Consider the following 21,915-nt stretch of genomic DNA (forward strand, 5'->3'; position numbering starts at 1 on the left):
GCGGTCCGTAGTGCCGACGCAGGGTTTCGTCGCGCTGGAGGCTGGAGACCGCCTCGATGTTGTCCTGCGCGCGATGCCCAGCATCATCGAGATCACGTCCCGTCGGTGACGGACATCCGGCCCGCCCGGGACGGGAACTCGGCAGCGGCGCCACTCGACTCAGCGCGCCGTCAGCGCCACATCGACCGCCTCGCTGACCTCCTGCGGTGTTCGGAACACCACCGGCGGCGTGACCAGCTCGACGGAACCGTCGGCGCGCAGGACGTAGGTGATGGGACGATAGGGCGGGCTGCGCAGCGCCGAGAGCAATGCGGCATCGGGGTCGGTGACCGAGGGGTAGTGGGCGTCGAGCGCGATGAGGATGTCGAGCGCGTCGGCGGGCTGGTCCTGGACGTTGATCCCGATCACCGGCAGCGCCCCCGGCCGGTCGGCGTAGTCCGCTAGGACCGGGATCTCCTCGCGACATGGCCCGCACCACGACGCCCATACGTTGAGCAGCGCCTCCTGCCCGCGGAGCGCGGCGGCCAGGTCGACCCAACCCGGTGCGCCCAGGCACGGCACGGTGATCCCCGCCAGCGGGCCGGCCGCGGGCCGGGCACCAGGCGATGGCGCGGGGCACGGCTGCAGGGCGGCCAGCCGTCGGCGCGGTGCCAGCTCGATGTCGTCCGGAGCAGGGGCGGTCCGTGGACCGTCGGCGAGGACCTGCGGCGTGACCCCGGCCGCCGCCGTGGCGCCCTCGCGCGGGGTCCCCGACGGCCACAGCGCGACCACCCCGGCGATGGCGAGCACCATCACCACGACCGTCCAGCGCAGGTCGGGCCGGCGCAAGACCGCGCGCAGCTCGCCGGTCCGGCTCACCACGAGCAAACCCGTCCGACGTATCGGCTCGAACCCTTCACCGCGAACATGATCAGCTCAGGGCGGTGATGCACAGCGGCGACTGGGTGACGACCAACGCGGTGGCGATGACCGGCCCGACCAGCAGCCCGCCCAGGACCACCGCGAGCCGCAAGCGCGCCGACGCCGGCGGGAACAGCAGTCGCTCGACCCGGTCGGCCACCCCGACCCCGCCGGCCCCCAACGCGGGCGCCGGCGCGGACACGAGACCCGGTGCGGCCAGCGCGAGCAACGCACCCACCACGGTGTCGCCACCGTGTCGCTGGGCGGCGGCGTCGTCGGCGCGCATCTCGGCCAGCCGCGCGAGCTCGGCGGCGCCGTCGGTGAACAGTCGCATCCCGGGGAGGGCCCTGGCCAGCGCACGGGCCAAACCCAGGAGCTGGTGGTGGCGCCCGGCGAGGTGCGCTCGCTCGTGGTCCAGGACGGCGGCGAGCTGGTCGTCGGCGAGCGCGGCCAGGGCACCGCTGGTGATGACGATGGTGGAGGGTCGGCCCGCGAGGCAGTAGACGCTGCGCTGCGCGACCTCCACGACGACCGATCCGCCGGGGCCGCGGGCGGCGCCGCGCGCGGCCAGTACGGCGGCCTCGGCGTGCCGACGCGAGTGCACGCGGGCCCGCCGGACCCCGGCACCGACACGGGCAGCCATCACGGCCAGGGCCAGGACCGTCGTCGCGGTCACCACCGCGAGGACGGCCTGCAGGAACCCGCCTAATCCGCCGACCGCCGCCGCCCGCAGGGTGGCGAAGCAGCCGGCGAGCAGCCGGTCGAGCTGACCCCATCCGCGCATCAGATCCGCCGTGAGCAGGACTGCGGCGAGCGCCCAGGACAGCACCACGCTGCCCATCGCCGCCGACCACGCGATCAACCCGAGGCGGGGCGCCGCACCGGTGCGGGTCGCCCGGGTCAGCAGTGGCGGGCCGAGCACGGCGACGACCATGCTGTAGGCCAGCAGGCAGGCGGCGAGGCTCACGGCGTGCCTCGCCCGCCGCTCGGCGTAGATCTCGTGAGGAACGCCGCGTCGCCCGTCCGGCCCGCGATCATCGATCGGGTCCGGACGAACGGCGCGCCAGCACCTGCTGCAGCCGGTCCAGTTCGTCCTCGCTCATCTCGCCCACGAAGTGGGCCAGGACCGCCCCGGAGTCCGGCCCGGCAGTCAATGCGTGGCGCATCAGTCCGGCGGTGTGCTCGGCGTGGGTGAGCGCGGTCCGGTATCGGTACGCCTTGCCCTCGCGCTCCCTGGTCAGGTGCCCCTTGCGGTGCAGGTTGTCCATCGTCGACAGCACAGTGGTGTAGGCGATGGTGCGGTCCTGCTGCAACGTCTCGAGTACCTCGCGCACCGTGCCCGAGCCGCCCGCGGCCCACATCCGGTCCATGACCAGTGTCTCCAGATCTCCGAAGACCCGTACTCGGCTGCCCATCTGCCCCCCACCGTCCGCCATGCGGCTCTCGCCGACCCTGCGTACTCACCATACCGGAGATACTGTCTAGGTACGGAGGTCGTAGGTCCAGGACTCGACGAAGGGCGGATTCTCATGATGGACGGGATGACGGCAGGAATGGGGATCTGGATGCTGCTCGTGGTCCTCACCGTCGTCGCTCTGCTGGTGCTGGCGACACTGGGCAGTGTGTGGATCTACCGCCGGCTGCGCGGGCGGCAGTCCGACGGCACGAAGGTCGCGGGTCGCGACGACGAGGACGCCGCCCTGCGCAGGCTCCGTGAGCGCTTCGCCGCGGGCGAGATCGACGAACAGGAGTACGAGAGCCGGCTTTCCGCGCTCACCCACTGGCGCTGATCGCGGGCCAGCGAAAAGGCGGACAGTGGACCGGGCCGCGTCCGCGATGGCACGCGCCCGGTCTCAAGCCTGTCGACCTGCGGAAACGACGGCGGTAGTGGGCGGTCGCATGCTCCCGTCGTCGGGTTGGCCGGTCCGTCCCGAGTAGCTTGCTACTATCTCCGTACCGACACCGTAGATAGCGGTGGGCGAGGGCGAAGGGCAGGCCTGCCGCGATGAGTGAGCTGCTGGTGGGGACCACGTTGTTGGTCTCGTTCCTGGGCGGGATGGTGGCGCTGCTGGCGCCGTGCTGCGTGTCGGTGATGTTGCCGGCCTACCTGGCGACGGGGTTCCGGCACCGGGGTGGCGTGCTGGTGGCCACCCTGGTGTTCGGCGCCGGGGTCGCCACCGTGATCCTGCCGATCGGGCTGGGCGCCGCGGTACTGAGCCGGCTGTTCATCGAGCAGCACGCCACGATCTATCTCGTCGGCGGTGCGGTGATGGTGCTCGCCGGTGCGGCGGTGCTGACGGGGTGGATGCCGAGGCTGCCGATGCCCGGTGGCCGCGGGGCCGCCGGTGGCGGCTTCGGGTCGGCCTACCTGCTCGGCGCCTTCTCCGGGATCGCCAGCGCCTGCTGCGCCCCGGTCCTGATCGGGATCGCGGTGCTGTCGGGCGCGTCCGCGTCGTTCCCGGCCGCGCTGGGCATCGGACTGGCCTACGTGGCCGGGATGGTCGCCCCGCTGGCCGTCGCCGGGTTGCTGTGGGACAAGCACTCCGACCGCGCGACCCGGCTGCTCACCGCCCGCACGGTCGAGCTCCGGCTCGGGCGGCTGCGGCGGCGGATGCCGCTGGGTGTCCTGCTGAGCGGGCTGCTGATGATCGGGATGGGTGTGCTGGCCTGGGTGCTGGCGTTCGCCGGTCCGGGAATGGCGACCGACGGCTGGCAGGTCCGGGTCAGCGCCTGGCTGCAGCACACCGCCACCGGCACGGCGCAGGCCCTGGACTGGGTGCCCGGCTGGGTGTTCGCCGTCGTGCTCGTCGCCGGCTTCGCGGTGGCCCTGCGTCGCGGGCTCCGCACCCGGGCCACCCGCCGGGCCGACCTTTCGGACGCCGGTCCGCACGATCTCCCTGCCCCCGTGACGCCGCCGATCGCGGTGGACACCATGAACGCGAAGGAGTCCTGATGAGTCGCAACCAAACGAGTGGCAGCCGCGCCGAGGCCGCCAGCGCTCGCCGCTCGGTCGTCGGCAGCGCGCGCCGCTCGCAGCGCTCGCGCACCCCGTTCGTCGTCGCCGGGTCGGTCGTGCTGGCCCTGGTCGCGCTGTTCGCCGTCTACACCTCGAGCACCACTGGTGATGCCGTGGCGTCCGCCCGCTACGACGTCGGTGACCCGGGGATCGGTGCGACCGCACCGGACTTCGTGCTGCCCGACGTGACCGTCCCGGCCGGCGGCGGGCCGGCCCCGAATGTGCGGCTGAGTGACTACCGCGGCGAGACCGTGCTGCTGTACTTCCACGAGGGCCTGGGCTGCCAACCCTGCTGGGACCAGATCCGCGACCTGGAGTCCGACCCGGGCCTGCTGGCCTCGGTCGGGATCGACCAGCTGCTGACGATCACCAGCGGTCCGCAGGACCTGATCGCGCAGAAGATGCGCGACGACGGATTGGCGGCCCCGGCGCTGGCCGACACCGACCTCGCCGTCTCCGCCCAGTGGGAGGCCAACCGCTTCGGCATGATGGGCAACTCCCGCAACGGGCACACCTTCGTCCTGGTCGGGCCGGACGGGGTGATCCAGTGGCGCGCCGACTACGGCGGCCCACCCAACTACACCATGTACGTCCCCGGCAGCCAGCTGCTCGACGACCTGCGCGCCACCCGTCAGGCCGGATGACGGCGATGATCGAGGTCACCCTGCTCACCCAGGCCGACTGCCGGTACTGCGAGATCGCTGTCGCGGTACTGGCCCGGGTCGCGCAGGACCATCCGATGGCCGTCCGCCACGTCGGCCTGGACACCGCTGACGGCCGGGCGCTGGCCGCGCGCCACGGCGTCGTGTTCGCGCCCGGTGTGCTGGTCGACGGTGAGATGTTCGGCTACGGGCGGCTGTCCGAGCGGCGGCTGCGCCGCCACCTGGCCGGCCGCGATGCGCGTCCGTCCGTCGCGCGCGGTATCGGCGAGGACATCCACCGGTGACTATGGCGGTGTCCGGTCGGCGCCGGACGCCCGTCGTGGCCGCGCTGCTCGCGCTGCTGCTGGGCGGGTGCGGCGTCGGTACCGACGCGGTCGCCGCAGGCGGGACCTTCACCTTCGTCACCCCCGGCGGGCAGACCCGGATCTTCTACGACCCACCGCAGAGCCGCGGCACGGTGCGTGGTCTGTCCGGGGAGAGCCTGCTCGGGCCGGCCCGCACGGTCGGGCTCGAGGACTTCCCCGAGCAGGTGGTGGTGCTCAACGTGTGGGGCTCCTGGTGCGGCCCGTGCCGGGAGGAGGCACCCGGCCTGCAGCAGGTCCACGAGATCACCCGCGGGACAGGGGTCACCGTGCTGGGCATCGACGTGCGCGACGACCGCGACGCCGCGGCCGACTTCATGCGCGACCGCGGGCTCAGCTACCCGTCGATCTTCGACAACCCCGGCCGGTCCCTGGCGGCCCTGCGCGGTTTCCCCCGCAACACCGTCCCGTCCACGATCGTGCTCGACCGCGAGCACCGGGTGGCCGCGGTGTTCCTCACCGCCGTCCGCGTCGGCGAGCTGCTGCCGGTCGTGCTGCGCGTCGCGGCCGAGCAAACCGGCGCCACCGCACAACCCAAGGTGGGGTCGTGAACGGCCTGACCGAGCTGGCCATCTCCGGGCCCCTGCTGCTCGCCGCCGTCCTCGCGCTCGTCGCCGGCGCGGTGTCCTTCGCCTCCCCGTGCTGCATCCCACTGGTGCCCGGCTACCTCGCCTATCTCGCCGGCCTCGCCGGCACCTCGACCCCGCCACCCTCGCGGACACCGCCTACTGCGGGGACCGATGACGTCAGCGGTGGAGCCGAGCCGGGAGCCGGGGGTGAGCCGGCTGTGACGACGCAGGCCTTGGCGCCCGGTGCGGGTCGTGCGCGGTTGGTCCTGGCGTCGTTGTTGTTCGTCGCCGGGTTCACCGTGGTGTTCACCGCCGCGATCATGGGCGTGCTCGGCCTGTCGGATCTGCTGTTGCTCAACGAGCAGGTGCTGCAGCGCATCGGCGGTGTGGTGACCATCGCGATGGGGCTGGTGTTCCTCGGGCTGGTCCCGGTGATGCAACGCGAGATGCGTCTGCACCACCGCCCACGCCGCGGGCTGTGGGGGGCGCCGGTCCTCGGCGCGGTGTTCGGCCTGGGCTGGACCCCGTGCCTGGGCCCGACGCTGACCGGGGTGCTCGCCCTCGCCGCCGGCACCCAGGTCGGCCCGAGCACCGTGCGCGGGCTGATCCTGGTGCTGGCCTACAGCCTGGGACTCGGCCTGCCTTTCGTGTTCCTCGCGCTGGGCGCCGGGTGGGCGGTACGCACCACGAGCTGGCTGCGCCGCCACACCCGCGCCATCCAGCTGGCCGGCGGCGCGATGCTCGTGCTCGTCGGGGTGCTGCTCGTCACCGGCCTGTGGGGGATCTTCATCGCGTGGCTGCGCGTCCCCGTCGGCGGCTTCACCGTCCCTCTCTAGTCCCTCCGACCGAAGTGGAAGCTGAACTGTGGCGGTGGTCCTGGTGGTGGACGACGAACCGAAGATCCGGCGACTCGTGGGTTCCTACCTGGAGCGCGACGGGCACACGGTGCTGTCGGCCGCCTCCGCCGCCGAGGCCCTGGAGCTGGCCGTCGGCGCCGACCTGATGATCCTCGACCTGGGCCTGCCCGACCGGGCCGCTCTGGATGTCGCTCGCCAGGTCCGGGAGAACCTCGAGATGCCGATCATCATCCTCACCGCGCGAGCTGGGGAGGCCGACCGGATCGCCGGACTGCGCCTGGGCGCCGACGACGACGTGAGCAAGCCGTTCAGCCCCGGCGAGCTCGTCGCCCGGGTGGCCGCGGTGCTGCGCCGGAGCGCCCCCGGCAGCCCCGACGCTGGGGCGCGCTCTTTCGGCGAGGGCGTCCTGCGGATCGACGAGCAGCGTCGCGAGGTGTGCGTCGACGGTCACCCCGTCGCCATGACCCGATCGGAGTTCGACCTGCTGAGCCCGCTCGCGGCCGGCCGGGACGGGTGTGGTCGCGCCGGGAGCTGGCGAACCGGATCCGCGGGGAGCGGGACGGCGGCGCCGAGGAGCGCGCCATCGACGCCCACGTCAAGAACCTGCGCCGCAAGCTCGACGACCCGCCGGCCGCGGGGCGGCTGGTGCTCACCATGACCGGTGTCGGCTACAAGCTCGGAGTCACCCACGATGACTAGACCAGCTCGGTGGAGGCGCCGCGGGGTCGCGCGCCGGCTCGCCCTGACGGTCATCGCGACCGCCGTGGGTGCGGCCGCGTTGACCGCGATCGTGGTCAACGCGGCCTTCGGCGCCCGGTTCGAGGGCTACCTCGACACCCAGCAGCAGGCCCGCGTCGAGCAGGTCGTCGCGTCGCTAACCGCGGATTACCGGACCGCGGGTGCTTGGCGCGCCGACTCGCTGGACCGGTTGGGGGCGGGCCTGGTGATGTCCGGCTCGACCGTGACGGTGCAGGGAGCCGACGGGCGGTTCGTCTGGTCGCTCGCCGAGTCCGGCGTCTACCCCGCGACCACCGCGATGCACCGCGAGATGATGGGCGTCCCCGACCTCGGCCCAGCCGTCACCGTGCCGGTGGTCGTCGAGGGGCGCCCGGTCGGGACGGCGACGGTGCAGGTCCCGCAGGCCGTTTCCCCGACCGCGGACCTCGAGTTCCGCGACGCGGTGAACCAGCTGCTCCTGCTCGCCGCGGCGGGCGCCGCCGCGGCGGCCCTGCTCCTCGGGCTGCTGGTCGCCCGGCGCACCACCCGGCCGCTGGCCGAACTGACCGAGGCCACCGACGACCTGGCCGCGGGCAACCGGGACCGCCGCGCACGCGTGTCGTCCGACGACGAGATCGGCAGCTGGCGCGGTCGTTCAACGCCATGGCCGACGCGGTGGACCGCGAGGACGAGCTACGGCAGAGGTTCGCCGCCGACATCGCCCACGAGCTCCGGACCCCGCTGGCGATCCTGCAGGGCCAGCTCGAAGCGGTGCAGGACGGCATCACCCATCCGGACCGGGGGCTGATTGACTCGCTGCACGAGGAAGCGCTGCGGATGGGCCGCCTCGTCGCGGACCTGGAGACCCTCGCCGACGCCGGCGCGGCCGGGTTCGGCCTGCGACGTCGCGAGGTGGCGCTGCGGCCCCTGGTCACCGCCGCCCTCGACGGGCTGGCCGGTCACTTCACTGAGCTCGAACTCGAACTCGTCCGCCGGCTCGACGAGGTCGACGTGTACGCCGATCCCGTCCGGATCAGCCAGGTCGTCACCAACCTGCTGACCAACGCCGCCATCTGGACCCCGCCCGGGGGCACGATCACCGTCACGCTCGCCCGCGGCCCCGACGGCGCGGAGATCGCGGTCGCCGACACCGGCCCCGGCATCCCCGACGACGAGATGCCGCGGGTGTTCGACCGGTTCTTCCGCGGCGCCGCCGCCCCCGCGGGGGCTCGGGTATCGGGCTGGCCGTGGCAGTGGAGCTCGTCCGCGCCCACGACGGCGACATCACCGTGGACAGCCGTCCCGGCCGCGGCAGCCGGTTCCTCGTCCGGCTCCCGGTGAACCACATCGCCGAACCGCGGCGCCCTCATCGGATCTTCACAACCCCTGCCTAGCGTCGAAATCGTCCACTTCGACGACCACGAACAAGGAGACCACGATGACGATCACGAACAAGGTCGCAATGGCGATCACCGGTGCAGTGCTGGTGACGGTGCTCGGCGCAGCCGGCGCCGGCGTCGCCTTCGCCACGCCGTCGGCCGCGGCACCGTCAGGAGCGGTCACCCAGGCCACCCCGGACGACGCAGCCGATCCAGCGCACATCGATGCGGCCGGCACGGACGAGATGATGCGGCAGATGGTCCAGGACCTGCCTGCCGAGCAGCGTGACGCCGCCACCCGCATGCACGAGGAGATGCGTCCCGCGATGGAGTCGATGATGTTCGGGCACATGGCCGGCATGGACCAGATGGGCGAGACGGGCGAGCACCACGAGGAGATGCCCACCGGCTGACATCTCCTCCCATGGGCGGTCGGTGGCGCTACAGGCTGGCGTGCCACCGACCGCAGACGCGCACCGGTCGAACACGACCGCAACTGAAGGCTCAGGGACCGCCGAGGCGGGAGCGGGACGCGATGAGCAGCCGCGCGACCGGTGCCAACTCCTCGATCTCCACCCGGCACGCGGGGCAGCCGTCGAGATGTCGGGCGAATGCCTCGACCTCCGCATCGGGCAGGCCACCGAGCAGGTACACCGCGATGTCGACGGCATGGGAGCACCTCCTGACCATGCGTTCCCTCCTCTGCGCGCCGGCACGCCGAGCCCGCGTCGACAAGCACATCAACGGACGTGGCGATCGACGAATCAATCATCTACTGTGTCGGTACGGAGATAGTAGGTGACGGGGGTGCGCCCTTGTCGAGTCCACGAGGAGACGTTGATGGAGTCACTGCTGTACGGCCTGGCCTTGCTCGCCTGCCCGGTCGGAATGGGCGCGATGATGTGGATGATGATGCGCGGCCAGCGCACCGGGAGCGGTGCCCCGAAGGGCCCGGACCAGGTCGCCGAGCTGCGCTCCGAGATCGACCTGCTCAAGGCCGAACGTGCCGCCCAGCGTGCGAAGGGTGGGCTGTGATGTCGACCTGGATCGCCGCGTTCGTCGCAGTGGCCGCGATCGCGGCCACCTACTTCTTCTGCGTCCGGCCGGCATTGCGCCGGCGCTGCGCGGCGAGCGGGACCACCGGCGCCGATCCGGTCACTGATCGACAGATCGCGGAACTGCGGGAGGAACTGCGGATGCTGCGCGCCCAGGACGCACTCGACGGCGGCCGCATCTCGCGCAGCCACCCCACGCCGCCGGCCACCGGCGCCTGAATCCGGGCGCGATACCGGCCGCGTGACCCGGCCACGGGGCGACGACCCGCGCGCTGGGTGAACGGCGCGGCCCCGACCCCACACCGACCAGCAGGGAATGACGCCCAGTGGCCAAGTCACGGACGAGATCGACCAAGAAGCAACCGACAACCGGCGGTACAGCGCCAGGAAGACCTGTGGACCAGGGTTCGATGGGGTTGGAGCAGCTGACGTCCGCCTTGGCCGCTCGCTCGGGTCTGGTCCTCACCCCGGCGCCCCGAACACCACAGCGCCGCCCGCGACCCGCAGGGCTGTCCCACGAGGCGGGTGCGCAGGCCTCCGGCGACACCAGCTCCACCCGGGCCGAACCGAGCGCGGCCGGCGTCCAGGGTCAGACGGTGACCGCCGCGCCGGTGGCGCGGCAGGGCGCGGTCCCGACGGCGGAAGCTGTCACGGCGGGCGGGTGCGCGGAGAAGCTCGCGGACGACCTCGGGGGCGACCAGGTCGGGCTCACCGCCACCTACTGGCTGGAGCCCCACGAGCACGTCCGCACCACGTCCGAACCGGTGACCATCCGCTTCGTCGGCCAGCGGGTCGGGGCCACCGGCCAGGACCCGCGCGACCGATTCGACCGCACCGAGCAGGTGGAAGGGCTCCCGCCGGACAGCGGACGAGTCTCGATCACCACCAAGGTGGTGGGCGTCAACGCGGGGCAGTGGCAGGTCGTCGCCGCCCCCGTCGCGGGAGTCACCGGTGCGACCGACAGCCGGCCGGGGCCGCCGGTGCGGCGGGTGACGACCCGGACCCGGCCGGCGCCGTTGCTGCACGGCCCGGGCGTGCGCGAGACGGCGTGGCCGGCGCTGGTCCTGCTCGGCGTGCTCGTCGCCCTGGTGACCCAGGCACTGCTGTTGCAGCAGTCGGTGGGCGCGTGGGCCGGGGCGATGACCGTCTCGGTGGTCGCGGTCGCGGTCGGCTACCTGGCGGCCAAGCTCTGGTACCTGGCGCTGCACCGGCAGAGCCTGCGGAAGTTCATTCCCGCCGGCACGTGCATCCAGGGGTTCCTCCTCGGCGGCTTCGGGACCCTCGCGGTCGGCTCCCTGGTGACCGGGGCGCCGGTCGGGCTGCTTCTCGACGCCACCGCCCCCGGGGTGTTCCTCGCGATGGCGATCGGCCGTCCCGGATGCTTCCTGGGTGGCTGCTGCGTCGGGCGGCCCACCTCGTCGCGGTGGGGCCTCTGGTCATCGGACCGCCGCATCGGCGTGCGCAGGATCCCGGTCCAGCTCCTGGAGGCCGTGATGGCGCTCGCGATCGGGACCGGGACCCTGGCGCTGTTCCTCGCAGGGCCGCTCCCGCTACCCGGCGCGCTGTTCGTCGGGGCCGTCACCGCCTACACGGTCGGGCGTCAGCTGCTCTTCCCGCTGCGGCGGGAGCCTCGCCGGACCTCGGCCGGGCGACTGCTCACACTCGCAGCGGCCGGCCTAGTCGTCGTCGCCGCGGTGTTGGCTCCCGTACTCACCCCATAGCTCGCCGTCGCACCAGGACAGGCCGACCTCGAAGATATCGAGACCCGGCAGACCCGAGGGAGGAGCGAGTCGCTGGTCTGCTCATGATCCTGCTGATCATGGCACTGCTCGGTCACACTCGGCGGAGGCGGTGGGAGCGGGCGGGCAGCAATCGAGACCGGCGGTATCGGCGGGTCGGCGGCGGGTGAGCAGGACCGCGACGGCGGTGGCCAGGGCAAGAGCGAGGGCGGTGAGCGCGACGGCGGCCAGGTTGGTGCTGATCCAGGTGGCGACCTGCGCGGAGAGCGCGGCGACGCCACCGTCGGAGGGCCGGTCGGCGCCCAGCAGCGGGGGCAGCCAGTAGTAGAGGAGGTAGCCACCGGACAGTGCGAGCAGCGCGCCGGCGATACGCCCGGCGTAGGGGGCGACCCTGCGCATGGTGCGGGCGAGGGCGGTGCTGGTCGCGGCGGCGAGCAGGGCGAGGGTGATCAACAGCAGGGCGGACCCGGCGGCGTAGGCGGCGAACACGGCGAGCACCCCGATCCAGGTGGTCGCGGCGGCCTGGGTGACCACCGCGAGCAGCACCGCGAGGGTGCAGGAGGCCGACGCGATCGCGTAGCCGGCGCCGAACCCGATGAGCCCGCGGGTGCTGGTCGCCTGTTGGGTGTCGGGTTGGCGGGCGCCGATCCGGAGGGTGGGGTGCCAGCCGGCGAGCATCGCGATCCCGACCAGGGCGAGCACGCCACCGAGCGCGGCGGCCAGCCAGGGGACCACGGTGATGACCGAGCGGACCCCGACGGTGAGTAGCAGCCCGATGACGGTGAAGGTGGCGGTGAACCCGGCGGTCAGGGCCAGGCCGGCGCGGAGCCCACCGGTCAGCCGCTCGACCAGCCCGGTTCCCCGGGTGTTGCCGGTGGTGGCGGTCAGGACGGCGGGGAGCAGCCCGAACCCGCAGGGGTTGACCGGGGCGAGCAGCCCGGCGCCGAAGGCCAGCACGAGCAGCCCGGTCACCGGGCGCCGGCCTCGGTGAGCGCGGTCTCGATCTGCTCCGTGGTGGGCTTGTAGCCGCGGAAGACCTCGTTGCCGGTGGCGTCGAGCACGACGGCGACGCCGATCTGGGTGATCTGGTAGCCGCTGAGCAGCCTGCTGTCGGTGTCGATGGCGTAGGGCAGGTCGGTGGCCTGGTTGGTGTCCAGGAAGCCGCGGATGTCCTCGACGGTCTCGTTGGGGTCGAGGTCGACGGCGGCGAAGTTCGCGCCCGGGGTGGTCTGCTGGAGCTGGGCGAGGGCCTGGGCGTCAGGTCCGCAGGTGCCGCAGTTGACGGTGAAGAAGTACACGACGCTGGGCTTCCCGCCGGGCATCTCGACCTGCTGCCCGGACAGCGTGGTGGCGGTGAACTCCACCCCGGTGCTCGAGCCTGCGGTCGCGGTCGGGTTCGTTGCGGGGGAGAGCGCGGTGTAGGCCACGGCGAGCACCGCGATCACCGCGAGGCCGATCCCGGCCAGTAGCGGCCAGCGCCGCTTCGGGGGCCGGGGGGATCGCGGACGGGTGGTGGACTCAGACACCTGAATGCTCCTGATGGTCGGTGATAGGGAGGGTTTCGGCACGGTTCAGCGGCCGGGCGGGCACGGGAGGCACGTCCGGTGTGCTGGCGTGCTGGTCTCAGCGTGTGCGGGCGGCGGGCGCGGGGGGCGACTGGCCGGCGTCGGGTGCGGGCGGGCAGCAGAGCTCACCGTCGGCACCACCCGAGGCGGCGGCGCGGTGGCGTAACCGCAGGCCCACGGCACCGAGGGCGAGCAGCATTGCGGCCCCGATCAGCCAGGGGTTGAGCAGCCAGGACCCGAGCATGCCGAGCGCGCCGGCGGCGAGCAGCGCGGGTCCGGCGCAGCACAGCACCGCCAGCCCGCCGAGCGCGGCGATACCGAGGGAATCCCGCATCGAGTGTCGGGTGGGATCAGTGGACATGGTGGGGAGGTTTCCTTTCCGGTCAGGGGCGGGGTGTGATGCGCTCGCAGGCGGCCAGCGCGACGCAGTTGTCCGCGGCCAGGGACCGGGCCAGCACGACCAGGTCGGCCACCCGCGGGTCCACCACCCGGTAGTGGGAGTAGCGGCCGTCGCGCCGCGCCGCGACGTAGCCGCAGTCGGCCAGGCACGCCAGATGGACCGACACTCGGCCCTGGGACAGTCCGACGTGGGTGACGCACTCGCTGACGGTGTGCTCGCCCGCGAGCAGGAACTCCAGCAGTCGCAGCCGGGTCGGGTCGCCCAGCGCGCGGAAGAACTTCGCGACCATCTGCACCTGTTCGCCGCCCTCTCCGAGCAACGGCGACTCCGCAGCTGTCGTGGTGCCCGGCCGGGCGGTCGTGCCCGATCTACCAGTCATGTGTCGGTCCTCCACGTCGATGCATCCGCTTTGACGAATGTCAGGACGCTAACATACATTCGGCAAAACGGATTGGATGGTTCGGGGTCGGGTACCCGCCTCGACAGCAGCCCGCCGACCACCGCGACCCCCCGTCCGCCGACCGCCTGGGCTCCACCGCATGGGCTCCACCGCACGAACTGCAGGAGGTCCCACGTGAACGACACCCCACTGCTCGACCTGGCCGTGATCGGTTCCGGTGGCGCGGCGATGGCCGCGGCCATCGCCGCGCGCCAGGCCGGGAAGACCGTCGTGCTCATCGAGCAGGCCACGCTGGGCGGGACCTGCGTCAACGTCGGCTGCGTGCCGTCCAAGACGCTGCTGGCCGCGGCCGGGGCCCGCCACGCTGCGCTGAACAATTCGTTCCCCGGTGCCCCGACCTCGGCCGGCCCGGTGGACCTGGCCGCGCTCGTCGAGCAGAAGGACGAGCTGGTCGGACGGCTGCGCCAGGGTAAGTACGCGGCCGTCGCCGACGCGCACGGGTTCGAGGTCCGGCCCGGGCGTGCCCGGTTCACCGGCCCCGACACCCTCGAGGTCGACGGGGCACCGCTGCCCGCGCATGCGTACCTGATCGCGACCGGCGCGGAGCCCGCCCGCCCGGACCTGCCCGGCCTCGACGAGATCGACTGGTTGACCTCGACTACCGCCATGGAGCAGACCGAGGTGCCCGAGTCGTTAGTAGTGATCGGCGGCGGCTACGTCGGGATGGAACAGGCGCAGCTGTTCGCCCATCTCGGCGCCCGGGTCACCCTGATCGGGCGCCTCGCCCCGGCCGCCGAGCCGGAGGTCGCCGGCGCGCTGCGCGCCGTGTTCGCCGACGACGGGATCACCGTGATCGAGGACCGCGGCGTCGCGGTCGAGACCGTGAACGGCCAGGTCGACGTGGTCACCCGCAGCGGACGGCGGGCGAGCGGCGCCCGGTTGCTGGTGGCGACCGGGCGCACCCCGCGCACCGCCGCGCTGGACCTGGACGCGGCCGGGGTGAAGACCGACGACCACGGCTTCGTCGTGGTCGACGCCCAGCAGGCCACTTCCAACCCGCGGATCTACGCCGCCGGTGACGTGTCCGGGGCCCCGCAGTACGTCTACGTCGCCGCCGCGACCGGGCGGGTGGCCGCGCTCAACGCCACCGGCGCCGCCGGCGCCCGCCCGGCGACGGTCGACTACACCGGGATGCCCGGGGTGGTGTTCACCCGCCCGCAGCTCGGCACGGCCGGGCTCACCGAGGCCCAGGCGCTGGCCGCCGGGTATCGCTGCGAGTGCCGGGTGCTGGGCCTGTCCGATGTGCCCCGCGCGCTGGCCAACCGCGACACCCGCGGCGTGGTCAAGCTGGTCGCCGACGCCGACACCGGCAGGTTGCTCGGGGTGCACGCCGCGGCCGACGCGGCCGGGGAGATCATGCTCGCCGCCACCTACGCGATCAAGGCGGGCATGACCGTCGACGAGATCGCCGACACCTGGGCGCCGTATCTGACGATGGCCGAGAGCCTGCGCATCGCGGCCGGGTTGTTCCGCAACGAGATGCCCACCTCCTGCTGCGCCTGAACCCACAGCGCCTGAACCCGCAGCCCACCGCTTGCTCGATCTCCAAGAAGGGACGTTGCTGTCGTGAGCATCGACGCCGACCACCTCGCCACCAGGCTCGGCGAGACCATCAGCTCCACCCCCGGGGCAGGTGGCGACGCGATGGGCTGGCTGTGGCCGGCGCTGCTGCGCGAGCTCGCCCGCGGCCGCCCGGTCACCGTCGAGGACCTCACCCGCGTGACCGGCCGCAGCGCCACCGAGGTGCGTGACGGGCTGGGCGGGTTGTCGGACACCGAGTACGACGAGACCGGCGCGGTGCTCGGGCACGGGATCACGCTGCGCGAGACCCCGCACCGGTTCACCGTGGACGGCCAGGTGCTCTACACGTGGTGCGCGCTGGACACCCTGATCTTCCCCACCGTCCTGGACCGGCCCGCACACGTCGTCTCGCCCACCCCGGGCAACGGTGAGCCGGTAACCCTGTCGGTCGATCCCGCCGCCGGGGTCACCGCGCTCGACCCGGCGACCGCGGTGGTGTCGGTCCTGGTCCCCGACGGCGGGTCGAGTGTGCGGGCGTCGTTCTGCGACCAGGTGCACTTCTTCGCCACCCCCGCCGCCGCCCAGGACTGGCTCGTCGAGCACCCCGGCGGCACCGTGCTGAGCGTCGCCGACGCCTTCGACCTGGGTCGGCGCCTGGCCCACGACCTGGTCGCCGGCCGACCCGGCTGCTGCTGACCCGACGGAACAGGAGAACCGTGTCCGCCTACACCCCCGCCGCGGTCGGCGAGGACCTCGCCGTGGCCACGCTGGCTGGCTACCTGGGCACCAAGGCCATGGAACCGGTCAGTACGAAACTCTACGAACTCGAATCCGAGGTCGACCGAGCCCGGGAGGACACCGCCCGCCCGGGACCACCCGACCGGATCGCCGCCGAGAAGTTGACCCCGTGTCGAGCCCCTCCACCCGACGGGGCCCGTCTGCCAACCCCGCGGTGACCGCGACCGGCTCGACCGCGGCCCCGCAGGTGCGTAACCTGTGCTCCTTCCTGGAGCTGCGCGGCTCCACCCGCGACGAAGCGGGCGTGGCGCAGTGACCTACGTGATTGCGCAACCGTGCGTGGACGTGATGGACAGGTCGTGCATCGAGGAGTGCCCGGTGGACTGCATCTACGAGGGCGGGCGGATGCTCTACATCCAGCCGGACGAGTGTGTGGACTGTGGCGCCTGCGAACCGGTGTGCCCGGTGGAGGCCATCTACTACGAGGACGACCTACCGCAGCAATGGTCGGACTACACCCGGGTGAACGCGGAGTTCTTCACCGGTCTGGGCTCGCCGGGCGGTGCCGCCAAGACCGGCCCCCTTGCTGTCGATCATCCAGTGGTCGCGGCTTTGCCCCCGCAGCCGGCGTAGCCGGCGCACCCCCACCACCACGATCCGGGTCACGCTCTCCTGCGGGACCCCTGAACCCCCCGGGAAATGTGCAGCGTGTGCGTGTCACGAGTGGAGTGGCTCGAACGCCACCAGATCGTCATCTACCTCGCCGCCCTGGTCCTGGGAGCGGTCGCCGGGCTGGTCCTGCCGGGGGGCGCGTCGGCTCTGGAACTGGCGATCTACCCGGTGCTGGGGGCGTTGCTGTACGCGACGTTCCTGCAGGTGCCGTTCACGGCGCTGACCCGCGCCTTTCGCGACGTGCGGTTCCTCAGCGCCACGATGGTGCTCAACTTCGTCGTCGTGCCGGTGGTGGTGGCCGCCGCGGCGATCGCGCTGATCCCGCTACCGCAGGCGGTGCTCCTGGGTGTCCTGCTGGTGCTGCTGACCCCCTGCATCGACTACGTGATCGTGTTCTCCGGGCTGGCCGGCGGCGCCCACCAGCGGCTCCTGGCCGCGGCCCCGCTGCTGATGCTGGCCCAGATGGTGGCCCTGCCGTTGTTGCTGGCGCTGTTCATGGGGCCGGGCTTGGCCGACATCGTGGAGATCGGCCCGTTCCTGGAGGCCTTCCTGATCCTCATCGTGTTGCCCCTGGGGTTGGCGTGGGCCACCGAGACCTTCGCCGCCCGGCATCGCTCCGGCGAGCGGATCACCTCCGTGATGAACGCTGCGATGGTGCCGTTGATGGCCGTGACCCTGTTCGTCGTGGTCGCCGGCCAGTTCCCCAAGATCGAAGACCAGGTCGGCGCGGTCGTAAGCGTGGTACCGCTCTACGTGGCGTTCCTTGTGGTCATGGCCGGTCTCGGTCTGCTGCTTGCCCGGGTGTTCCGACTCGACGTCCCCTCCTCCCGGGCCCTGATCTTCAGCGGGGCCACCCGCAACTCCCTCGTCGTGCTCCCCCTGGCGCTCGCCTTGCCCGAGGCCTACGCCATCACCCCGGTCATCGTGGTCACCCAAACCCTGGTCGAGCTCATCGGCATGGTCATCTACGTGCGGGCCGTCCCGTGGCTGGTCCCTGCGCAGGCACGGTCGATTCGCTAATCGGCACGTCAACGGGGTGGGCGAGGGCGCGGAAGGGGATCGGGCACGCCGGCGCGCACGAGCAGGTGTCCAGGTCGGTGCATCCGGCGTCGAGGACGTCGAGCAGCGTGGCCCGGACCGCGGTCAGGTCGGCGATCTTCGCGTCGACGTCGGCGAGCTTGGCTTGCGCGGCCGCGCGCAGTCCCGGTCGCGGGCCGCGGTGCGACCCGAGGTCGAGCAGGGCGGCGATCTCGTCGAGGGTGAACCCGAGCTGCTGCACGGCCTTGATGGTCCGCAGCACCCGCAGCGCGTCCGGGCCGTACTCGCGGTGCCCGCCCAGTGAGCGATGCGGATCAGGGAGCAGGCCGCGGCGCTCGTAGTAGCGCAGGGTCTGCACGTTCACCCCGGCCGCGCCGGCCAGCTGTCCCGACCGCAGCGCCCCGGTCATGACCTCGAGCCCGCTGCGTGGGCCTGGCGGGTGATCCCGTCGAGCACGTCGACCCGGGTGTCGGGGACCCGCACGTCGAGCTGGAGTTCCTCGCCGGCGGGGGTGAGCTGGAAGTCGAAGAACGAGCAGCACGTCGACTCTCGGGCGATCAGCTCCCGCGCGGAGGCCTCCACGTCCGGGTCACCCGCCAGGACCAGCCGCAACCAGCCCGGTTCCCGCCGCTCCAGCCGACGCAGCGCGGTGGCGAACAGGGCGTCGAACTCCGCGACCCGCAACGGCTGCTCCTCGGTGGGCAGCGTGCACGCATCCGCCGGCACCCACGACCCCGACGGAGCCGGCGACGCCGCAGCGGCACCTGCGCTCTGAGCCAGGACCGGGTCCAGCAGGTCGCGCACCGCCTGCGCGGGTTGCGCACCCACCAGCGTGCCGATCGGCTCACCGCCCTCGACCAGCACGAGTGTCGGGGTCGAGGAGATCCCGTAGCGGCGCACCAGCTCCGGGTTCTCGTCGGCGTTGACCGTGACGACCGGTACCCGGTCGGCGTACTCAGCCGCGACCTGTTGCAGCGTCGGTGCGAACCGGCGGCAGTTCCCGCACCAGGTCGCGAAGAACTCCACCAGTACCGGCCCAGCGCCCGTGCGCACCTGCCGATCGAACGTCGCGTCACCGACCTCGGTCAAGACGCCCGCACCCGTTGTGTCGCGCACCGCACTCGCCTCCATCACGGCCCGCATCTCGGGCCCGACACCACGCTAAGCCTGTACCCAGGTACCGGATGCAAGTCCCGGAAGCTGGGCGCCGCGAGCTGGTCTGGGGGCCCACGCCAGCGGGCAGAGTTGCCTGCACCGCGCCGCAGTCGTTCGAGGAGCACCGGCCACGCAGCTCGACGGGTTCTGCGGATTACCGGCTGCCCAGACGTGTGGTCGCTGCGGCGCTGGATGATCTCGTGATAACTCGCGCGCTACCCGTTGTCCGGGTCCGTGACGTCGTTCGATGTCGCTCCCGCGGCGCGTGCCCCGTGCCATCCGATGGTGGCGGCGAGGAGTAGGAGTGCGCCGCCGAGGTAGTAGACGGCCTGGATGCCGATCGCGGCGGCGAGCAGCCCGCCGACGAGCAGGGAGATCAGCCGGCCGAGCTGCCAGAACACGTCGAAGCTGGCGAAGATGCGGCCGCGGGCGTCTGCGGGGGTGTGGGTCTGGAGCAGCGAGTTGAAGGTGACCGCGCCGCTGGAGGTGCCCATCCCGTACACGGCGAGGGATACCAGCGTGAGTGGCAGGGCGGTGAACGTGGCGAGTACGAGGTCGACCAGGCCACGCAGGACGTAGGGCCCGAACACGAACACGGGTCGCCGTGGGTCGCTGACCAGGCGGGTGAGCAGGAACGGTCCGAGCACGGCGCCGACGCCGATCGCGCCGAGGAGCAGTCCGTAGCCGCTGGGCGCCAGGGTGAGGTGGTCGCGGGCCAGTACCACGAGCAGTGCGCTGGTGGCGCCGGCGGAGAGGGCGGCGAGCAGCCCTCACTCGCGGAGCGGCGGTCGCCGTTCTGCTGGGATGGCTCGGAGCATGGCTCGGTGTGCCACTGCTGCACCCGACTGTCCACACAAGACGGAGGGGGTAGCAGCAGAGACTGTGACCTCAGGCCCGGTAAGTGACGGTGCGCATCATGCCGTCCTCCATGTGGTAGTGGTTGTGGCAGTGGAACATCCAGGCGCCCGGATTGTCCGCGCGCCAGTCGAATGTCAGCTCACCGCCGCGCGCCGGAACCGCGGCGGTGTCCTTGAGTGGCCCGTTCCCACCGGGGGTGGACACCCGGAAATGGTGTCCATGCAGGTGCATGGGGTGCCATTTCATGCTCTCGTTGCGCAGGGTGAAGCGCACCCACTCGCCGGAGTCGACGAAGAACGGTTCGGTGGGGTCGAGGCCGTCGGCGAGGATGTCGGTTCCGGACAGGGTTAGCGCGAACGTCCGGTCCGGGGAGCCGGCGGCCGGGGTCTCCTGCTTGCCCGTGTTGACGAGGTCGTCGTAGGTCAGGAGTCGCCCGTCGAGCTCGGTGGGGTGCAGGTCGGGTGGTGGTGCGGTGGATCCGGCGGCGTCCAGGTAGCGCAGGATCGCTCGGCCGTATCCCGTTCGTCCCTCCGGCATGACGCCCACCTGCCACGCCCCCGGGGCGTCGGCGTCGACGAGGACGTCGTAGCGCTCGCCCATGCCGATACGGATGGCGTCGACGGTGACGTGCTGCACCGGCATGCCGTCGGCATGGGTCACGGTCAGCCGATGGCCGCCGATGGCGAAGCGGAAGCCGGTGTCGGCCGCAGCGTTGATCACTCGTAGTCGGATCCGCTCGCCGAGGCGGACGTCCAGCGTGTACGGGTCGGCCGGGGGCCGGGCGTTGACCAGGGTCAGCGGGTAGAAGCGGCCGCCGAAGGAGACCCACTCGCGGGGATCGGCCGGGAGAGCGGGGTCGTCCGTCGCGTCGTGGCCGCCGTGGCCGGCGGAGTACTCGGGTCGGTCGTCGAGCCCGTCGCGCCAGTCGTCCAGCAGCAGGGTGTACTCCCGGTCGTAGGAGAGCTCCTCGTGGCGCGGCTCCACGATCAGGGCACCGTAGAGGCCCCGATCGAGCTGGTGCCCGACATGGGCGTGGTACCAGTGCGTGCCGGCCTCGGGCACCACGAACTCGTAGTCGAAACCAGCGCCCGGCTCGACCGGCGCCTGTGTGAGGAACGGGGCCCCGTCCATCGCGTTGACCAGCGATATGCCGTGCCAGTGCACCGTGGTCGGATCGGGCAGCCCGTTGCGCAGCGGGACACGGAGGGTCTCTCCCTCCCGGAGGCGGATCTCCGGTCCGGGAACGGTGCCGTTGTAGCCCCAGGTCTCGACGGGGGTGCCTTCGAGGTCGAGCCGGACCTGCCTGGCATCCAACCCGAGCGTCGTGACCGGCCCGAGCTGGGACGTCCCAGCGAGGGTGATGCCGGAGCAGGCGCCCAGCGCGAGAACTCCCGCTCCGGCGCCGGCCATCATCAAGACCTCGCGGCGCGTCCAGGTGTCTCGCCGGGGTACGTCCCGGCCCCTCCCGAGGTGGGTCCCTGGCGTCATCCCGGTCCGATCTCGGTACCGCCGACCACCGGGTGGGACGGCTCGAATCGCGTGTCCTCGACAGTGATCGTCGGTGCGATCGATGGAGCCGGCCCGGTGGACCCCCCGATGTCGGCTGTGCCGACCGCGGATTCGTCAGGGAACCGGATCCAGCCGACTCTGTCGTCGGTGTCCGAGCTGGAGGTGGCGGTGTAGAGGCCGGTCGGTTCCTCTCCCAGCAGGGCCACGAACGACCACTCGGCGCCGTCGCCGCGGGTGACCCCACCGTGGACGACCCGGCCGTGGATCCCCCCGACCAGCGTCGACCCGTCGAGTGCGCGGAGATCGAGCAGTCCGCCGGTGGCCGCGCCGTCGAACCAGGCACCGATCTGGAGGCCGTCGCTGATGAACCCGGTGGCCCGATCGTCGTGAACGGCGATGGCCACAGCGATGACGCCGTCGGCCGATCGGCCCACGAACACCGTGTCCGGCCTCGCTTCTGAACCCGTGGCGGTGCCGGAGGCCAGCGGTACGTCGGTCGGCGCGGCGCTGCCGCATCCGGCTGCCGCGACCAGCGGGAGCGACAGCACGGCGACCGCACGCAGGGTGATGACGCCGTTCCGGGTTCCGCATCCGAGTCGGCGCATCGATCCTCCCGTGGAGCAGCTGATGAGGATGAATTCGCTGACGGGCCGACTTTCGTCACCGCCGTCCGCATGGTGGAGGAGATCCGGCGCAGGTCATGGATACAGTTGGGACCCCGCGAGCCCGAACGGGCTGGCGTC

30 protein-coding genes and 2 pseudogenes are annotated in these 21,915 nt (G+C 72.3%); 19 read left to right on the forward strand and 13 right to left on the reverse strand.

The window, feature by feature from the left end:
• Window positions 1-159 precede the first annotated feature (159 nt).
• The 3 genes from HOP40_RS20170 to HOP40_RS20180 all read right to left on the reverse strand — a co-directional run bounded on the left by HOP40_RS20170 (window position 160) and on the right by HOP40_RS20180 (window position 2,336).
• Window positions 160-861: a TlpA family protein disulfide reductase gene (locus HOP40_RS20170; protein ID WP_240157158.1), complete on the reverse strand. Its 702-nt coding sequence runs from the start codon at window positions 859-861 to the stop codon at window positions 160-162.
• Between the two features lie 49 nt (window positions 862-910).
• A complete protein-coding gene (locus HOP40_RS20175) occupies window positions 911-1,867 on the reverse strand; it encodes a M56 family metallopeptidase (protein ID WP_172160895.1) in 957 nt (318 codons plus the stop codon).
• Between the two features lie 67 nt (window positions 1,868-1,934).
• Window positions 1,935-2,336 (reverse strand): BlaI/MecI/CopY family transcriptional regulator, encoded by a 402-nt coding sequence (locus HOP40_RS20180; protein ID WP_338053025.1) that lies wholly within the window; start codon window positions 2,334-2,336, stop codon window positions 1,935-1,937.
• A gap of 105 nt (window positions 2,337-2,441) precedes the next feature.
• On the opposite strand from HOP40_RS20180, the gene HOP40_RS20185 reads away from it, so the two are divergent.
• From HOP40_RS20185 to HOP40_RS20225, 11 genes and pseudogenes are all read left to right on the forward strand, one after another.
• Entirely contained in the window at window positions 2,442-2,690 is a 249-nt protein-coding gene (locus HOP40_RS20185) for an SHOCT domain-containing protein (RefSeq protein ID WP_240157160.1), read from the forward strand.
• Window positions 2,691-2,905: 215 nt separating this feature from the next.
• Window positions 2,906-3,853 (forward strand): cytochrome c biogenesis CcdA family protein, encoded by a 948-nt coding sequence (locus HOP40_RS20190; protein ID WP_172160899.1) that lies wholly within the window; start codon window positions 2,906-2,908, stop codon window positions 3,851-3,853.
• On the forward strand, window positions 3,853-4,560 hold the full coding sequence (locus HOP40_RS20195; protein ID WP_172160901.1) for a redoxin domain-containing protein: 708 nt from the start codon (window positions 3,853-3,855) through the stop codon (window positions 4,558-4,560). Before HOP40_RS20190 ends, HOP40_RS20195 begins: the two co-directional genes overlap by 1 nt.
• 5 nt (window positions 4,561-4,565) lie before the next feature.
• The gene (locus HOP40_RS20200; protein ID WP_205346835.1) at window positions 4,566-4,862 is read left to right on the forward strand and encodes a thioredoxin domain-containing protein; all 297 of its coding nucleotides are present in this window, start codon (window positions 4,566-4,568) and stop codon (window positions 4,860-4,862) included.
• Between the two features lie 2 nt (window positions 4,863-4,864).
• A complete protein-coding gene (locus HOP40_RS20205) occupies window positions 4,865-5,491 on the forward strand; it encodes a TlpA family protein disulfide reductase (protein ID WP_172168670.1) in 627 nt (208 codons plus the stop codon).
• Window positions 5,488-6,345 (forward strand): cytochrome c biogenesis CcdA family protein, encoded by an 858-nt coding sequence (locus HOP40_RS20210; RefSeq protein ID WP_172160906.1) that lies wholly within the window; start codon window positions 5,488-5,490, stop codon window positions 6,343-6,345. The genes HOP40_RS20205 and HOP40_RS20210 overlap by 4 nt, the downstream gene beginning before the upstream one ends.
• Before the next feature lie 76 nt (window positions 6,346-6,421).
• A pseudogene (locus tag HOP40_RS36810) lies at window positions 6,422-6,643 on the forward strand (response regulator); the annotation flags it as partial.
• 236 nt (window positions 6,644-6,879) lie between these two features.
• Window positions 6,880-7,065 (forward strand): winged helix-turn-helix domain-containing protein, encoded by a 186-nt coding sequence (locus tag HOP40_RS36815; RefSeq protein WP_420821762.1) that lies wholly within the window; start codon window positions 6,880-6,882, stop codon window positions 7,063-7,065.
• A 79-nt stretch (window positions 7,066-7,144) separates the two neighbouring features.
• The gene (locus HOP40_RS35975; protein ID WP_240157161.1) at window positions 7,145-7,891 is read left to right on the forward strand and encodes a HAMP domain-containing protein; all 747 of its coding nucleotides are present in this window, start codon (window positions 7,145-7,147) and stop codon (window positions 7,889-7,891) included.
• Window positions 7,834-8,477 (forward strand): annotated as a pseudogene (locus HOP40_RS35515) (sensor histidine kinase). Before HOP40_RS35975 ends, HOP40_RS35515 begins: the two are co-directional and overlap by 58 nt.
• A gap of 44 nt (window positions 8,478-8,521) precedes the next feature.
• Window positions 8,522-8,875, forward strand: a complete 354-nt coding sequence (locus tag HOP40_RS20225; RefSeq protein WP_172160908.1) for a hypothetical protein — start codon at window positions 8,522-8,524, stop codon at window positions 8,873-8,875.
• A gap of 91 nt (window positions 8,876-8,966) precedes the next feature.
• Here the strand turns inward: HOP40_RS20225 and HOP40_RS20230 are convergent, their stop codons facing one another.
• On the reverse strand, window positions 8,967-9,152 hold the full coding sequence (locus HOP40_RS20230) for a zf-HC2 domain-containing protein (protein ID WP_172160910.1): 186 nt from the start codon (window positions 9,150-9,152) through the stop codon (window positions 8,967-8,969).
• A 150-nt stretch (window positions 9,153-9,302) separates the two neighbouring features.
• On the opposite strand from HOP40_RS20230, the gene HOP40_RS20235 reads away from it, so the two are divergent.
• The 3 genes from HOP40_RS20235 to HOP40_RS20245 all read left to right on the forward strand — a co-directional run bounded on the left by HOP40_RS20235 (window position 9,303) and on the right by HOP40_RS20245 (window position 11,238).
• On the forward strand, window positions 9,303-9,497 hold the full coding sequence (locus HOP40_RS20235) for a hypothetical protein (protein WP_172160912.1): 195 nt from the start codon (window positions 9,303-9,305) through the stop codon (window positions 9,495-9,497).
• A complete protein-coding gene (locus tag HOP40_RS20240) occupies window positions 9,497-9,736 on the forward strand; it encodes a hypothetical protein (RefSeq protein ID WP_172160914.1) in 240 nt (79 codons plus the stop codon). Before HOP40_RS20235 ends, HOP40_RS20240 begins: the two co-directional genes overlap by 1 nt.
• A gap of 377 nt (window positions 9,737-10,113) precedes the next feature.
• On the forward strand, window positions 10,114-11,238 hold the full coding sequence (locus tag HOP40_RS20245; protein ID WP_172160916.1) for a prolipoprotein diacylglyceryl transferase family protein: 1,125 nt from the start codon (window positions 10,114-10,116) through the stop codon (window positions 11,236-11,238).
• Window positions 11,239-11,334: 96 nt separating this feature from the next.
• Here the strand turns inward: HOP40_RS20245 and HOP40_RS20250 are convergent, their stop codons facing one another.
• The 4 genes from HOP40_RS20250 to HOP40_RS20265 all read right to left on the reverse strand — a co-directional run bounded on the left by HOP40_RS20250 (window position 11,335) and on the right by HOP40_RS20265 (window position 13,600).
• Window positions 11,335-12,228, reverse strand: a complete 894-nt coding sequence (locus HOP40_RS20250; protein WP_172160917.1) for a cytochrome c biogenesis CcdA family protein — start codon at window positions 12,226-12,228, stop codon at window positions 11,335-11,337.
• Complete coding sequence (locus HOP40_RS20255) at window positions 12,225-12,782, reverse strand: TlpA family protein disulfide reductase (protein ID WP_172160919.1); 558 nt, start codon at window positions 12,780-12,782, stop codon at window positions 12,225-12,227. The genes HOP40_RS20250 and HOP40_RS20255 overlap by 4 nt, the downstream gene beginning before the upstream one ends.
• Window positions 12,783-12,879: 97 nt before the next feature.
• Complete coding sequence (locus HOP40_RS20260) at window positions 12,880-13,155, reverse strand: hypothetical protein (RefSeq protein ID WP_240157163.1); 276 nt, start codon at window positions 13,153-13,155, stop codon at window positions 12,880-12,882.
• A gap of 49 nt (window positions 13,156-13,204) precedes the next feature.
• Entirely contained in the window at window positions 13,205-13,600 is a 396-nt protein-coding gene (locus HOP40_RS20265) for an ArsR/SmtB family transcription factor (RefSeq protein WP_172160923.1), read from the reverse strand.
• A 195-nt stretch (window positions 13,601-13,795) separates the two neighbouring features.
• Between HOP40_RS20265 and merA the strand changes: the two genes are divergently transcribed.
• The 5 genes from merA to HOP40_RS20290 all read left to right on the forward strand — a co-directional run bounded on the left by merA (window position 13,796) and on the right by HOP40_RS20290 (window position 17,632).
• Entirely contained in the window at window positions 13,796-15,184 is a 1,389-nt protein-coding gene (merA, locus tag HOP40_RS20270) for a mercury(II) reductase (RefSeq protein ID WP_172160925.1), read from the forward strand.
• Window positions 15,185-15,247: 63 nt separating this feature from the next.
• A complete protein-coding gene (gene merB / locus HOP40_RS20275) occupies window positions 15,248-15,898 on the forward strand; it encodes an organomercurial lyase MerB (protein WP_240157164.1) in 651 nt (216 codons plus the stop codon).
• Between the two features lie 20 nt (window positions 15,899-15,918).
• Window positions 15,919-16,158, forward strand: coding sequence for a hypothetical protein (locus tag HOP40_RS20280; protein ID WP_205346838.1), 240 nt, complete (start codon window positions 15,919-15,921; stop codon window positions 16,156-16,158).
• 94 nt (window positions 16,159-16,252) lie between these two features.
• On the forward strand, window positions 16,253-16,573 hold the full coding sequence (gene fdxA, locus HOP40_RS20285) for a ferredoxin (RefSeq protein WP_172160927.1): 321 nt from the start codon (window positions 16,253-16,255) through the stop codon (window positions 16,571-16,573).
• Between the two features lie 90 nt (window positions 16,574-16,663).
• Window positions 16,664-17,632 (forward strand): arsenic resistance protein, encoded by a 969-nt coding sequence (locus HOP40_RS20290; RefSeq protein ID WP_240157165.1) that lies wholly within the window; start codon window positions 16,664-16,666, stop codon window positions 17,630-17,632.
• Here the strand turns inward: HOP40_RS20290 and HOP40_RS20295 are convergent.
• The 5 genes from HOP40_RS20295 to HOP40_RS20315 all read right to left on the reverse strand — a co-directional run bounded on the left by HOP40_RS20295 (window position 17,574) and on the right by HOP40_RS20315 (window position 21,720).
• Window positions 17,574-18,059: a MerR family transcriptional regulator gene (locus tag HOP40_RS20295; protein WP_172160931.1), complete on the reverse strand. Its 486-nt coding sequence runs from the start codon at window positions 18,057-18,059 to the stop codon at window positions 17,574-17,576. The two genes, HOP40_RS20290 and HOP40_RS20295, sit on opposite strands and share 59 nt — an antisense overlap.
• The gene (locus tag HOP40_RS20300; RefSeq protein ID WP_338053026.1) at window positions 18,056-18,793 is read right to left on the reverse strand and encodes a thioredoxin family protein; all 738 of its coding nucleotides are present in this window, start codon (window positions 18,791-18,793) and stop codon (window positions 18,056-18,058) included. The genes HOP40_RS20295 and HOP40_RS20300 overlap by 4 nt, the downstream gene beginning before the upstream one ends.
• A gap of 227 nt (window positions 18,794-19,020) precedes the next feature.
• A complete protein-coding gene (locus HOP40_RS20305) occupies window positions 19,021-19,572 on the reverse strand; it encodes an MFS transporter (RefSeq protein WP_172168679.1) in 552 nt (183 codons plus the stop codon).
• Window positions 19,573-19,693: 121 nt separating this feature from the next.
• Complete coding sequence (locus tag HOP40_RS20310) at window positions 19,694-21,073, reverse strand: multicopper oxidase family protein (RefSeq protein WP_205346840.1); 1,380 nt, start codon at window positions 21,071-21,073, stop codon at window positions 19,694-19,696.
• A gap of 74 nt (window positions 21,074-21,147) precedes the next feature.
• The gene (locus HOP40_RS20315; protein WP_172160936.1) at window positions 21,148-21,720 is read right to left on the reverse strand and encodes a hypothetical protein; all 573 of its coding nucleotides are present in this window, start codon (window positions 21,718-21,720) and stop codon (window positions 21,148-21,150) included.
• Window positions 21,721-21,915: the final 195 nt, after the last annotated feature.

It is taken from the genome of Pseudonocardia broussonetiae (assembly GCF_013155125.1).
Classification (GTDB): Bacteria; Actinomycetota; Actinomycetes; order Mycobacteriales; family Pseudonocardiaceae; genus Pseudonocardia; species Pseudonocardia broussonetiae.

Excerpts from the sequence above, each read along its gene's own strand:
- HOP40_RS20180 (WP_338053025.1), bottom strand. The coding sequence starts at position 2,336 with ATGGCGGACGGTGGGGGGCAGATGGGCAGCCGAGTACGGGTCTTCGGA.
- HOP40_RS20240 (WP_172160914.1), top strand. The coding sequence starts at position 9,497 with ATGTCGACCTGGATCGCCGCGTTCGTCGCAGTGGCCGCGATCGCGGCC.
- HOP40_RS20195 (WP_172160901.1), top strand. The coding sequence starts at position 3,853 with ATGAGTCGCAACCAAACGAGTGGCAGCCGCGCCGAGGCCGCCAGCGCT.
- HOP40_RS20235 (WP_172160912.1), top strand. The coding sequence starts at position 9,303 with ATGGAGTCACTGCTGTACGGCCTGGCCTTGCTCGCCTGCCCGGTCGGA.
- HOP40_RS20200 (WP_205346835.1), top strand. The coding sequence starts at position 4,566 with ATGATCGAGGTCACCCTGCTCACCCAGGCCGACTGCCGGTACTGCGAG.
- HOP40_RS20310 (WP_205346840.1), bottom strand. The coding sequence starts at position 21,073 with ATGGCCGGCGCCGGAGCGGGAGTTCTCGCGCTGGGCGCCTGCTCCGGC.
- HOP40_RS20205 (WP_172168670.1), top strand. The coding sequence starts at position 4,865 with ATGGCGGTGTCCGGTCGGCGCCGGACGCCCGTCGTGGCCGCGCTGCTC.
- HOP40_RS20185 (WP_240157160.1), top strand. The coding sequence starts at position 2,442 with ATGACGGCAGGAATGGGGATCTGGATGCTGCTCGTGGTCCTCACCGTC.
- HOP40_RS20260 (WP_240157163.1), bottom strand. The coding sequence starts at position 13,155 with ATGCGGGATTCCCTCGGTATCGCCGCGCTCGGCGGGCTGGCGGTGCTG.
- HOP40_RS20300 (WP_338053026.1), bottom strand. The coding sequence starts at position 18,793 with ATGCGGGCCGTGATGGAGGCGAGTGCGGTGCGCGACACAACGGGTGCG.
- HOP40_RS20265 (WP_172160923.1), bottom strand. The coding sequence starts at position 13,600 with ATGACTGGTAGATCGGGCACGACCGCCCGGCCGGGCACCACGACAGCT.
- HOP40_RS20225 (WP_172160908.1), top strand. The coding sequence starts at position 8,522 with ATGACGATCACGAACAAGGTCGCAATGGCGATCACCGGTGCAGTGCTG.
- HOP40_RS20230 (WP_172160910.1), bottom strand. The coding sequence starts at position 9,152 with ATGGTCAGGAGGTGCTCCCATGCCGTCGACATCGCGGTGTACCTGCTC.
- HOP40_RS20190 (WP_172160899.1), top strand. The coding sequence starts at position 2,906 with ATGAGTGAGCTGCTGGTGGGGACCACGTTGTTGGTCTCGTTCCTGGGC.
- HOP40_RS20295 (WP_172160931.1), bottom strand. The coding sequence starts at position 18,059 with ATGACCGGGGCGCTGCGGTCGGGACAGCTGGCCGGCGCGGCCGGGGTG.